This is a genomic window from Fenollaria sp. C0166D3 (genome assembly GCF_056590255.1).
On sequence record NZ_JBWPVU010000002.1, the window covers coordinates 25,467 to 38,682 of the forward strand.

A 13,216-nucleotide genomic window follows, 5' to 3' on the forward strand; every position below is an offset into this window, starting at 1 on the left:
AAAAATGGCTAAACAAAAATATGAAAGAACAAAACCACATGTTAACATTGGTACAATCGGTCACGTTGACCACGGTAAAACAACATTAACAGCAGCTATAACATTAGTACTAAACAAAAGATACGGTAGCGGTGAATTCGTAGACTACGCAAACATCGATAAGGCTCCAGAAGAAAGAGCTAGAGGTATAACAATCAGTACTTCACACGTTGAATACGAAACACCAAAAAGACACTACGCACACGTTGACTGCCCAGGCCACGCCGACTATGTTAAGAACATGATTACAGGTGCTGCTCAAATGGACGGCGCTATCCTAGTAGTATCAGCTGCAGACGGTCCAATGCCTCAAACAAGAGAACATATCCTACTTGCTAGACAAGTTGGCGTTCCTAAGATTGCAGTATTCCTAAACAAAGAAGACCAAGTAGACGACCCAGAACTAATTGAATTAGTTGAAATGGAAGTTAGAGAACTACTTAGCGAATACGACTTCGACGGAGATAACACTCCTATCGTTGTAGGTTCAGCACTTAAAGCTCTAGAAGATCCAGACGGAGAATGGGGAGACAAGATCATTAAACTTATGGAAGAAGTTGACGAATACATCCCTCAACCAGAAAGAGCTACAGACCAACCATTCCTAATGCCAGTAGAAGACATCTTCTCAATCACTGGTAGAGGTACAGTTGCTACAGGTAGAGTAGAAAGAGGTACAGTTAAGGTTGGAGATACAGTTGAACTAGTTGGTTTAACAAACGAAGTAAGAGACGTAGTAGTAACAGGCGTTGAAATGTTCCACAAACTACTAGACGTAGCAGAAGCTGGAGATAACGTAGGTCTATTACTAAGAGGTGTTCAAAGAAACGAAATCGAAAGAGGTCAAGTACTTGCTGCACCTAAGACAATCAAACCACACACTAAATTTAAATCAGAAGTATACGTATTAACAAAAGAAGAAGGTGGACGTCATACTCCATTCTTCAACGGTTACAGACCACAATTCTACTTCAGAACTACAGACGTTACAGGTAACATCACACTTGAAGACGGAGTAGAAATGGTAATGCCTGGTGATAACGCTAGATTTAACATCGAACTTATCACACCTATCGCTATTGAAAAAGGACTTAAGTTTGCTATCAGAGAAGGCGGTAGAACAGTAGGAGCCGGAGTTGTAACTGAAATTATCGAATAATTTCGATTGATATAGTTATATAGATTTTAAAGAGAGCTGAAAGGCTCTCTTTTTTTGTGTGTATTCTGTAAAATTTTGTTTTTATTCCTTGCAATATTAAGCATAAAGATGTATAATAGACAAATATAATGTAATTTATTATTTATATTATATCATGCAAATTACTTTGTAAATATATAAATGGAAGGAGGTGAAAATAGTGAAAAAAAGAGTTATAATAATTTTTTTAACTTTGCTTTTTACTATTCTAGCATTTGGTAAAGTAGATCTAAATGCAAAAACAAAAGATGAAGGAACACAATTGGAGGTAACATCCCTAAGTGAAGCAGCATCAGAAACAGAAGAAAGAAAAGAAATAGTGGAAACACCTCAAGAAGATAAAGAAAGTAAAAAAACAGATGAAAATCTAGAGGAAAAACAAAATCTTGAAACAAAAGAAGAAAGTGAAAATCTAGAAGAAAAGGCAGAAAAAAAGTCATCTGAGGAAGAAAAAGAAGCTAAAGAAGCAGAAAAAACTGAAACAGAAAACAAAACAGAAGAAGAAATAAAGAAAGAAATAAAAGAAGAAGCAGAAGATCAACATGTTTCTGATGCAGAAAAAGACGCTGTTGATCAAGAAAGCAAAGAAGAAAAAATTACAAAAGACGAAGAAAAAGCTGAAGAAAAGATCGAAGAAGAAAAGAAGCCAGAAGAAACAAAAGATGCTGATGCTAAAACAGACGAAGAAAAGGCTAAAGAAGGTACAGAAGAAAAGGCTGAAGAAAAAGCTGAAGAAGGCGAAAATACTGAAGCAAATGCAGATGCAAAAGAGCTAAAGGCTGGTGAAACACTTGAAATATCTGAACTAGCTGAAAACCCTATAGCTTTAGGAGCAGGACAAGGCCAAGGCAATGGAACTGTTGTTGAAGTAAGAACGTTTGAAGAATTGAAAAAAGCAATTGAAGAAGCAGGTTCTAATCCAACAGTTATTAAAATAATGCAAAGTTTTACATTACCAGAAACTTTAACTATCGGAAAAGATCAAGATATTACTTTAACTGCAAATAACGATCGTATAGAAGAAACTTGGGATCCGATAAAAAGACCAGCTGATTATGCTGATGAAGGTGAAGCAAAACAAAGAGAGATTATCGAAGAAGGCAGGAAACGTGGTGAAAAAGCTTTAGAAAAAGCTGATTTAGAGAAAAATCCACTACCTAGTGAAGAGAAAGACATCATTATAAAAAGAGCTGCTGACTTTATTAATGATACTTTATTTAATGTCAAAGGTAAACTTACCCTTGGTACAGAAGACTCTGCAGTTTATATCGACGGAAATGGGGACAAAGCACGTACTGCATTTGACAACAAAGGCTCTGTTATAGATGTTACTGGCGAACTTACAATGAAGAATGCCGTTATTATGAATTCGTATAATAAGCATGGCTATACTGGCCCAGTACGCATTAATGAAGGCGGAAAATTCACTATGGAAGGCGGTAGAATTTCTAAAAATACTTCCTTCGAGCAAATTGACCAAGATTACACACGTCCTTATGCTGCAGGAGCAGTATTTGTACAACCTGGTGGAACCTTTACCATGAAAAACGGTTTGATTGATAATAACCACGGCGGTCTAACTGGTGGCGTATTCGCTGGAAGTCTATGGGGTTCTAGTGGAAAACCTGCTGAAGTTTTGATTAACGGAGGTATAATTGCTAACAATCGTTCAGCCACTCGCTATCAAATGGGTGGAGGCCTTAATGGTTTTCCAGCTTCAAAAATAACAATTACCGACGGAATTATTGCAGGAAATAAATCTTCCAATACCGGTGGAGCAATTGGCATTTCCTCCCAATATATTGGCAGTCCAGACAATACCTTAGGAGCTGAAAAAGCATCTATTAATACAAATTATGATAATTTCATAAAAACAAACAAAGCTGAGGCTTTTATTGACGGTGGTTTGATTTACAAGAACAGAGCCATTTCATCCGGCGGCGGCATCTATATAGACTCCAATGATGTCAATCTTGGCAGAACTATGATTTTAGATAATAAAGCAGGACAATTTGGCGGAGGTATTTATGCTTCCTTCCCACCAATTACACAAAAACTAGAAGATATTCTAATTACTGAAAACAAAGCAAAGGGCTGGTATTCAGCTAGTATTATTGGCGGTAGCAATGGCGGTGGCCTTTGGAACTGTCCTACAGGCTTTGTTCACATCGGTGACGGCCACAGCGTTTATGTTTACAACAATGACTCCGGTAGCTATGGAAAAGATATTACTTTCTCTAAAAAGACTTGGAGTTACAAATTAAACAAGATTAATCTTGAAGGCGAATTTTATTCACACATTTCTCCAGTTACTAAAGACAAGAACATTATAAAGTTTTTAGAAGACGGTCCGAAAAAAAGCGAGGGAGTAGATATTCCAGAACGCCTTTCTTACCATAGACAATTCACTCACTTGAAGGCCATTTATAGCGAGGCGCTTATCAAAGAAGCTTGGAAAAACTCTAAGACTTTTGTTTTGGGTAACCAAGCCAATAATGGCGCTGGAGTTGGCTCAAATGCCAATATTACAACACCAAAAGACAAAGGCGATTATGGCATTGAAGTAAATAAAAAATGGGATGAACGAATTGATAAAAAAGATATTCCTAAAGAAATAAAGGCGGATCTTTTCATAGTGCCTCTAGATAAGGATCAAAAATATGTAAAAGCAAATTACGGCAATGATAATTCGCTTTTCAAATACGGTGAAATTACCCTAAGCAAAGAAAACAATTGGCACAGTCGTTTTGACACAAATTACTTCAATGGGGCTAATAAAGAAGAAATTCTTAAAAAGCTTGGAATAAAAGATTTTTCAGATATCGGTCTACCTGATGATGCTTATCAAATGGACCATGGACTACCTTTTACTGCAAAAGAATTGGAAGCAAAAGGCTATAAGTATATGGTCATAGAGCAAGGTGACGATTTCTTTGTAGAATATTCTGAAGAAAAACCGACAGAAGGTAAAACTGAAAAAGCTGGTGTACTTGAAATCACTAGAGAATATAATGAAAAATATGATGATGCAGACGTTAGAAGTGATAAAGATTTATACTTATATTTCTATGACCCAGTAAAACAAGTTTTAACTCGCCTTGGTAAAACAAGTATTCATGAAGATGAAAATACACCAGGAATAGGAAAAGCAAGTTTTACACACCCACTTCTATTAAAAAAGGTTTCAGAATATAAATATTATGGAGCTTACCGTAAATTTACTGAATATGAAGGTTGGGGCGATGTTGAAGGCTATCACAATAGGAATCACGGTTATGCTATTGTTTTAACAGAAAATAAAGACGGCACATTAACTGTAGAAGTACCATATTTATGGCTTAACGACTTTTACGAGGATGTAGGATTTACAGCAAGTCAAACTAAAGAGAAAAAAGATTATTCAGTTCAAGGAAATAAAAACCATAGCTTTACTCTATCGAACTCACCTTGGGGCAAATTAGATGTAGAAAAGTCTTGGAAGAATATTAAAGAAGAAGATCAACCTAAGTCTATTGACTTTTACTTGCTATTAGATGGCAAACGTGTTATAGATGACTATGATGAGAGCGGAAAGCCTATCTATAAAAAACTTACCTTAAGAGATAAAGACAAGTGGAAGGGTAGCTTTGATAAACTTGATCCAAAAGCATTAGCAGCTGGAAAATATACTCTTGAAGAAGACTCAGATATCTTTGCACCAGAGTTTATCAACAATATAGAAAAGTTTATAATTCGTATAGGCTACGCTAATACCTATCATGAAGAAGGTCAAGCGGAAAACGAAAGTACTTCCACGAGCGGACATTTTAAATCATATGTTTATAAAAATGAGGACGGGACATATCGAGGCGTCAAGTTGAATTTATATCTTGATGGTAAAAAAGTGGATACTCAAGAATTTACGTTCACTGCACAATATGATGAGTCATTGGGTAGGACGTTTACAAACATGAAAGACCATGTCTTGTTTAAAGAGCTTGAAGTTGAAACTTATGGTCAAAATATTCCTGTTAAATACTATGATGTGATTAGCAATGAAACAAATCTTGAAGAATACAATTTCTATATAAAAAGAGATGAAGATGGAGCCTATGCTCTATACTTACCTCGCTTGGTCATTGATGGAGTACCATATGCAGATTTATTTATTGCTGAAAAGTTAGAGCCTAATCCACCTTATGATAGTCACGAGAGAACAACTATCATTAATCCTTTAAAAGCTAAAGAAGATTGGCAAATAAAGGCTGACAACAACTATGGTCCAGATCATATGATTGAATTTTTGAAGGAATGGTTTGGTGGAGACAATAATATTCCTGAAGAAATTACAGTTATTGTGACAAACGAAAAAGGTGAGCTTAAAGAAATCAAACTTACTAAGGAAGGTAATTGGCAAGAGACTATAGAAAACTTAAAGGGAACTCTTCGTAAGCATGGATATTCCATTAAGGAAGTGGAGGTTCCAGGCTATACTAGTGAGATTAAGACAGAAAAAGCTGGATTAAAAGTAATCGGAAAGGATGAGGATGGCAAAGAGATTATCCTTAATTATATGAGTGATGAAATTAAAAATATTTTAGCAAAGGGAAATTATCGTTATGAAGTTTTTGAGCTTTCAGAAGAAGATAAAGAAAAAGAATTTAATGAAGCTAATTTAAATACCTTTATCAAAGTAGAAAAACAAAAAGACGGTAGATATATCATCCGCTATGCAAAAAATATGACACTAAGAGAAGTGTTCTCTGTTAACATTAAAAACACAGAAACACCACCAGAAACGCCACCAGAAACACCACCTGAAACACCACCTGAAACACCACCAGAAACGCCACCTGAAGAACCTGAGGAACCAGAAGAAAGGTCTAAAGAACCAGAAAAACCAAAAGAAAAACCAAAAGAACCAGAAAAACACATAATACCAAAGACTGGCGTTACAGAAGATGTTTTAGGAATCTTCTTAGGCTTAATGATTTTACTTGGACTTGTATATATCAAGAAAAAGTATATCTTAGAAAAAAGTAAATAGTTAGATCTATTATCACAGATATCTGCTAGGCAATATGAGCTTGGCAGATATTTTTTGCAAAAAAATAGTAGGAAGCATCTCTTCCTACTATATATACATATCTATTAAAAATTATCTACTTAAACTCAAATGTAGTCATCTTTTCTTCGCCGCCATCGCCTTTGTAGACTAGCTCGAACTTTTCGGCTTTGCCTTTTGCGTGATTGAAGTAGAAAAGCGCGTGCTCTGTCTTGCCGCTTGCGATATTTATCTTGAACTTGGCTGCATCGTACTTACCTCTGTCTGTGTAAAGTGTTGCGCTAAGCAGCTCTCTGTCCCATTTCTCAGTGCTCATAAGTTTTGCTCTTACTTCCATACCCTCAGTAACTTTACCAAGTGATATGAACTGTATATTGATTTTGTCTTTATCAAAGTCACTTACTTGCCAAGCGTGTGGCTCGTACATCGATGGTGCGAACTTGAATACATCGTCTTTATCCTTGTAGATGTAGATGTACTGCGCCGTATTTGAGTTGTTAAAGCTCAAAGTGTATCTAAGCTCGATTGCATGTTCATCAACTTGGCTCGCTTCAACGTCTGATACTTCGATGTCAATGTCTTTAAGTGCTTCGCTCGTCTCTTTGTTAAGTGCCCTGTATTCATCACGCGTCATGTCAACCGCTGTCAAATACTCATCGCTAACCATCTCTGAGAAGGCTTCATAATTTTTCTCTGCTATACTCTTCTTAATAAAGCGTTTAAGCGCATTAACAAAGTCGTCGTCGATGTCATCAGCTTTTGGCTCTTTGCCCTCAGTAACGTTCCAGTCTTTTATCTCTTCTTTTGTAAACTTCGTCTCTTTTTCTGAACATGCTGTCAATGCCATAAGCATGGCCACTAGCATAGTTATAAATAAAATAAATTTCTTTTTCATAATTCACCTCAACATGAATATATTACTACATCCACGGCAATTTGTCAAGCTTGACAAAACGCGGCTCTTGATGTAAGATTTAGCTAGTAGGTGATAAGATGGATTTAGTTTTATATAGAAGATTTTTTCACAAAATCCCCGAGCTCGGCTTTGAAGAAGTGAAGACGACTAAGGAGATCATTAAAATACTTGAAAATTTTAATTGTAAACTTTATTATGGCAGGGCGCTTTACGAAAAGGGCGCCAAAAGCGATATGAGTGACATCGACAAGGGCTTTACTGGGGTAATGGCTGAGTTTGGCGTGGCTCCGTACTTTTTATTCAGGGCCGATATCGACGGGCTCAAGATAAAGGAAACGGCGGATATAACGCATTTGCCGAATATATTTGGTTTTGCCTCGACTAATGGCAATATGCATGCCTGTGGTCACGACGGACACATAGCCTTGGCACTTAGCTTATGCGAGCGCTTTAGCAAGTCTGGGGAAGCGGCTAGAGTGCTTTTTCAACCCGCAGAAGAAGGGGTTCGCGGCGCAAGAAGCATGGCGGATTTTATTACGGAGGATGTGGGTGGATTTTTATCCTATCACATTGGTTTAGGCGAGGAAAAGGGCTACATCGGCGTTGGAACGACTGATTTTTTAGCGACTACCAAGCTTGATATGAGCTTTTTTGGAAAGGCGGCGCACGCAGCAAACGCTCCTGAAAAGGGAATCAGCGCCCTTACTATTGCCATGGCTTTCATGGATATGATAAAAGATCTTACAATTGACGCTCACAGCAAAAAATTTATAAACATCGGTATAATAAATGGCGGCGGCCAAAGAAATGCTGTCATGGACAAAATCACTTTGGGTATGGACCTTAGAAGTGATAGTGACGAAGCGATGGATGAGATGCTTGAGTCGATGGAGAAGATTGCGAAATGTGTATCCGAGGCAAAGGGCGGAAAATACGAGATGAATGTGCTTGCGAGGGCCAATGCATATAAGGAAGAGAATATTGGTTTAGTTGATAGAGTGATTGAAAAACTTAAGGCAAATGAGATAAAGACTCACAGGATGCCAAGTTTTGGCGCGAGTGAAGATGTGACTTTTTATCTTAAGAAGCTTAAGAGCTGCGGCGTTCCAGCCATGCACATGATGCTGGGAACGAATTTAAAGGGACCGCACCACAGCGACACATTTGACTTTGACGAGGAGGACTTAGAATACTTCTACAAGGCTATTGGCCTAGCATATGAGGAGATGAAAGAAGAGTGATAAGCTCTTCTTTTTTAGTCTCTTTAAACTTTTCGCGTATCATCTTGATAAAATCATTGCAAAAAAAATCTATATGTGTTATAATATTTTTGTGAAGAAATTATTATCTTCACGCTAAATTTTTTTACATATAACGCTTTTATAAAGTAAATTGATAAAATAACTATATTTATATGAGGAGGAAAAAATATGAAGGCTTACGATGCAAGCAAAATCAGAAACGTATCCCTTTTGGGACACAGTAGCAGTGGTAAAACTATGCTAGTTGAATCACTTTTATACGCAACAGGGGCTATCTCTAGGATGGGTAAGGTTGAAGACGGAAATACTGTTGGAGACTTCTCCAAAGAAGAGATACAAAGAAAGGTTTCTATCAATACAAAGGTTATTCCTGTAGAATATAATGATGTTAAATACAATTTCCTTGATACACCTGGTTACTTCGACTTCATTGGCGAGATGTATGGTGCAAAGAGAGCGTCGGAAGGCTCTATACTAGTTATTGACGCGCAAGCAGGCGTTGAAGTAGGAACTGAAAAAGCGTGGAAGAACTTAAATAAATATCACACTCCAAGATTTATCTTTTTAAATAAGATGGATAAGGAAAATGTTAAATTCGACGAAGTTTTGGAAGATATAAAAACAAAACTTGGTGGACACATAGTTCCGCTAGTTATGCCGATAGGTGAAGCTGAAGGCTTTAAGGGCATGGTTGACTTAATTCAAGATAAGGCTTACAGCTACGAAGGTAGAAAGAGAACTGAAATTCCTGTTCCAGCTGAGTGGGATGGCTACATTGAAAAGCTTAGAGGCGAGTTAAATGAAGTCGTTGCTGAAACATCTGAAGAGCTTATGGAAAAGTATTTCGCAGGTGAAGCCTTTACTGATGCTGAATTTAAAGAAGGTATAAAGCAAGCTGTTAGAAATGGTGAATTAACTATACTTATGGTAGGCAGCGTTGAAAAAGGCATAGGCATGGAACTACTTCTTCATAAGATACAAAGATATTTTCCTGCACCAAACGAAGTAGGCGCATACACTGGTACTTGGGAAGATAAAGAAGAATTGAGAAAAGTTGATGAAAACGAACCATTCTCGGCAGTTGTTTTCAAGACTATAGTTGACCCATTCGTAGGAAAGTTATCACTATTTAAGGTTATATCTGGTAAGATTACTAAATCTACACCATTATACAATGCAAGTCAAGAAGTAGATGAAAAGCTTGGCGGATTATTCTACTTAAGAGGTAAGACTCAAATCGATACTGATAGCATCATCGCAGGAGATATCGGTGCTACAAGTAAACTTGAACACGCTCGCACTGGCGATACGCTATGCGACAAGGCTCATCCTGTTATATTCGAGAGAATTAGGTATCCAAAGCCAACTTTATATATGTCGGTAAGACCTGTAAAGCAAGGCGAAGACGAAAAGATAGGCGTTGCGCTTAACAAGATGACTGCAGAAGACCCAACATTTGAAGTAATTAGAAATCATGAGACTAAGGAACTTTTAATTGGTGGTCAAGGTAACATGCAATTAACAGTTATTAAAGATAAATTGAAAAACACATTTGGCGTTGAGATTGAACTTGACGATCCAAAGATTGCTTACAGAGAAACTATTAGACAAAAGGCTGAAGTTCAAGGTAAGCACAAAAAACAATCAGGCGGCGCTGGTCAATACGGTGACGTTTGGGTAAGATTTGAACCGCATGATGGAGATGACTTTGTCTTTGCCGAAGAAGTATTCGGTGGAGCAGTTCCAAAGAACTTCTTCCCAGCAGTTGAAAAAGGTCTTAGAGAATCGCTTGAACATGGCGTTTTAGCAGGCTACCCAGTAGTACATGTTAAGGCAACATTATACGATGGTTCATACCACGACGTTGACTCAAACGAAATGGCGTTCAAGATTGCTGCACAACTAGCATTTAAGAAGGGTATGCAAGAAGCAAAACCAATCCTTCTTGAACCTATAGTTAAGGCAGAAATAAAAGTGCCAGAAAGCTATCTAGGCGACGTTATGGGCGATATGAACAAACGTAGAGGAAGAATCTTAGGTATAGACTCACAAGATGATGGTACACAAGTAATTACAGCAGAAGTACCTCATTCAGAAATGTTTAGATACGCAATAGACCTAAGAGCGATGACACAAGCAAGAGGCTCCTTCCAAATGGACTTTGTTAGATACGAAGAAGTACCACAAGACCATGCAAATAAGATTATAGAAGCAGCAAACGCAGAAAAAAATAAATAATAATAAATATACGCAAATAGTATTTAATATATTTTTTCATGTTTTACATCGCTGAAAGCGATGGCAAGGTTCACGGGACCCACCCGAAGCTAAAAAAGCATACACAAATAATATTAATATATTTTTTCAAGTGCGAAGCACCAAGGTTCTCGGGACCCAATAGACGCTTTAGCGTCGTCATTGGGTGAGGTCCTTCTATTTATTCTCTTCCGCTGCCGGAGGCAGCGGTACGAGCAAGAAGAAAAATTTTATAATAAATTGAATATACACAAATAATATATTTTTCATATTTATTCTCTTAGAGAAACACATGGGTTAATACTCATGTGTTTTTCTTTTATCCAAACAAGTCCATTCACAATTCTGGTGGAAATTTATACAAAATAGTTACACTTAATGTTTATCCATTGCACATCTTGGGTACTTATGTTATAATAGTCAAAGAAGGTCAAAGGTGAGAATATGTTAAGCGATGAAATACAATATTTTTTAAACAATTTAATTGAAGAAGAAGGCGGCAGCATACTTATCAAAAGAAGTGATATTGCCGTTAGATTCAACTGTTCGCCAAGTCAAATCAACTATGTTTTGACGACAAGGTTTGCGCCTCACTTTGGTTACTACATTCAGTCGAGAAGGGGCGAGGGCGGCTATATCAAGATCGAGAAGCTTGATCTTTTAGAGGATGAAGACGCATACAAAGAGATACTCATGGAAGCTATTGGCGACAGCATCACCATAAAAGAAGCTCACGACATCATCAGAAAGCTTTGTGATGACGAGATCATTACAAAGGATGAGAAGGAGATAATACTTGCTTCGATTGACGATAGGGCTCTTGCCATTGACATAGACAAGAGAAATGCACTTAGAAGCGATATATTAAAGAACATCCTATTGGTTTTACTGAAAAGGGGGTAGTAAAATGTTATGCGATGAATGCCACAAGAATGAAGCGATGATTAATTTAAAGCTGATATTGGACGGCGAAATAATTGAAAAACACTTATGCACTGAATGTGCACTAAAGGACTTTAACGAAATGAATCAAGGAGAATATGGAGAATATACGGATATGAATATAAATGAAAGCGATATAAGGAGCCTTTTTGAGGGCTTGCAAAAGCTATTTGGCTCGTTCGAAACTTATGAGTTCGAGGAAAAGGAGTGCCCGAACTGCCACATGAAGTTCAGTGATTTCAACAAGAACAGAACGCTTGGCTGCGAGGAGTGCTACAAGACTTTTGCCTACGAGATCAGACCGATTTTGAACTCTCTAAGGGGCGAAAAAACTTATGAGGGCCTACTACCAAAGAGGTATATGGACGCAAATCCTATGCACATGGAGATTATCTCTCTTAAGAAGGAGCTAGAAGCCGCAATACAAGATGAAAACTACGAGAGAGCTGCTGAGCTTAGGGACGAGATCAAGGCGAAGTCCACGAAGGAGAAGGTGGAAGATGGCGAAATCAATGACAATTTACAATAAATATATACTAAACACGATAGTTTCTCTAAAGAGGAACATCAAGGGCTACAAGTACCCTGACATGCTGATGTGGTCTAAGCTTAACGAGATTTTGAATATGGTTTTGGAAGCTTTAAAAAACACTAGCTACAGTTTTATGCTTTATGAAGTATCAAATATGGATAAGGAAAAGTTTGAATACTTTTTAGCTAAGGGTTTTATGGATGAGTCAGTCAAAGAGAATATTACTAGAACGAAGCTTTTGCTTGATGAGGACAAGTCCATCGCCATAGTTATAAATAACAATGACCATATTGAGATCAGAGTTCTTGGCACGGCAAGCGCTGACGAGCTTGTTGACATCGCCATAGACGTGGAGCGTGAGCTTGATAAGTCAATCGAGTTCCAATTCGACGAAAACTACGGTTATCTTACGAGTGACCCCGTTAACATTGGTAATGGCATAAGTATAGCCAAAATCGTTCACTTATACAGAAGGGACGAGTTTAACAAGGACGAGCTAAAGAGCGATGATATGTCTAAGATTAGGCTTACACCGCTTGTGGGACCAAATGGTTCTAAGATAGAGGACATCTACATCTTAGACGCTAATGTAAACAAGTTTACTAATATTGAGTCGTTTAAAAAGCTTTCCATGCTGACTGACCAAAACGTAATTGTTTATGAGAATGAAAATAGACGCAGGTACCTTGAGCAAAATTACATCTTGATGAAGGATAGAATTATGAAGGCTTTGGAGATGATTAAGGTGGCGAGCCTTATCAGCTACGACGAGGCACTTATCTACCTATCGAACCTGATGTTCGCAAGGAGCATGGACTTACTTGATCCAGCTGATGTAAGCATCGACGCGGCTCTTTACCAAATGATAACGCCTGAAGCTATCGAGTATACTTATTCCATTAGCAATAAGTCAGAAATTGACCAAAAGAGAGCGACTATACTTAGGGAAAAGCTTGGCAAAGTAAAATTCATTGACAAGGATATTAAGGAAGAAGAAAATAATTTATAGATTTATATATAAGAAAGG

Annotated in this window: 8 protein-coding genes; 7 read left to right on the forward strand and 1 reads right to left on the reverse strand. The window is 37.5% G+C overall.

Features of this window, described 5'->3' with window-relative positions:
- Window positions 1-4: 4 nt before the first annotated feature.
- Together tuf and AC1EJ0_RS01385 are read left to right on the forward strand one after the other, a co-directional pair.
- Complete coding sequence (gene tuf, locus AC1EJ0_RS01380) at window positions 5-1,198, forward strand: elongation factor Tu (RefSeq protein WP_480023085.1); 1,194 nt, start codon at window positions 5-7, stop codon at window positions 1,196-1,198.
- Window positions 1,199-1,397: 199 nt separating this feature from the next.
- The gene (locus tag AC1EJ0_RS01385) at window positions 1,398-6,263 is read left to right on the forward strand and encodes an LPXTG cell wall anchor domain-containing protein (protein ID WP_480023084.1); all 4,866 of its coding nucleotides are present in this window, start codon (window positions 1,398-1,400) and stop codon (window positions 6,261-6,263) included.
- A gap of 115 nt (window positions 6,264-6,378) precedes the next feature.
- Here AC1EJ0_RS01385 and AC1EJ0_RS01390 read toward each other — a convergent pair whose 3' ends face one another.
- Window positions 6,379-7,176, reverse strand: coding sequence for a hypothetical protein (locus AC1EJ0_RS01390; protein ID WP_480023083.1), 798 nt, complete (start codon window positions 7,174-7,176; stop codon window positions 6,379-6,381).
- Window positions 7,177-7,274: 98 nt separating this feature from the next.
- On the opposite strand from AC1EJ0_RS01390, the gene AC1EJ0_RS01395 reads away from it, so the two are divergent.
- The 5 genes from AC1EJ0_RS01395 to AC1EJ0_RS01415 all read left to right on the forward strand — a co-directional run bounded on the left by AC1EJ0_RS01395 (window position 7,275) and on the right by AC1EJ0_RS01415 (window position 13,198).
- Window positions 7,275-8,438, forward strand: a complete 1,164-nt coding sequence (locus AC1EJ0_RS01395; protein WP_480023082.1) for an amidohydrolase — start codon at window positions 7,275-7,277, stop codon at window positions 8,436-8,438.
- A gap of 189 nt (window positions 8,439-8,627) precedes the next feature.
- Window positions 8,628-10,697, forward strand: coding sequence for an elongation factor G (fusA, locus tag AC1EJ0_RS01400; protein WP_480023081.1), 2,070 nt, complete (start codon window positions 8,628-8,630; stop codon window positions 10,695-10,697).
- Window positions 10,698-11,159: 462 nt separating this feature from the next.
- Window positions 11,160-11,618, forward strand: a complete 459-nt coding sequence (locus tag AC1EJ0_RS01405) for a CtsR family transcriptional regulator (RefSeq protein WP_320603797.1) — start codon at window positions 11,160-11,162, stop codon at window positions 11,616-11,618.
- Window positions 11,619-11,622: 4 nt separating this feature from the next.
- Window positions 11,623-12,186 (forward strand): UvrB/UvrC motif-containing protein, encoded by a 564-nt coding sequence (locus AC1EJ0_RS01410; protein WP_480023080.1) that lies wholly within the window; start codon window positions 11,623-11,625, stop codon window positions 12,184-12,186.
- The gene (locus AC1EJ0_RS01415) at window positions 12,158-13,198 is read left to right on the forward strand and encodes a hypothetical protein (protein WP_480023079.1); all 1,041 of its coding nucleotides are present in this window, start codon (window positions 12,158-12,160) and stop codon (window positions 13,196-13,198) included. The genes AC1EJ0_RS01410 and AC1EJ0_RS01415 overlap by 29 nt, the downstream gene beginning before the upstream one ends.
- The last annotated feature ends 18 nt before the right edge of the window (window positions 13,199-13,216 follow it).

Coding starts and splice junctions, on each gene's coding strand:
- AC1EJ0_RS01395 (WP_480023082.1), top strand. CDS start 7,275: ATGGATTTAGTTTTATATAGAAGATTTTTTCACAAAATCCCCGAGCTC.
- AC1EJ0_RS01405 (WP_320603797.1), top strand. CDS start 11,160: ATGTTAAGCGATGAAATACAATATTTTTTAAACAATTTAATTGAAGAA.
- fusA (WP_480023081.1), top strand. CDS start 8,628: ATGAAGGCTTACGATGCAAGCAAAATCAGAAACGTATCCCTTTTGGGA.
- tuf (WP_480023085.1), top strand. CDS start 5: ATGGCTAAACAAAAATATGAAAGAACAAAACCACATGTTAACATTGGT.
- AC1EJ0_RS01410 (WP_480023080.1), top strand. CDS start 11,623: ATGTTATGCGATGAATGCCACAAGAATGAAGCGATGATTAATTTAAAG.
- AC1EJ0_RS01390 (WP_480023083.1), bottom strand. CDS start 7,176: ATGAAAAAGAAATTTATTTTATTTATAACTATGCTAGTGGCCATGCTT.
- AC1EJ0_RS01415 (WP_480023079.1), top strand. CDS start 12,158: ATGGCGAAATCAATGACAATTTACAATAAATATATACTAAACACGATA.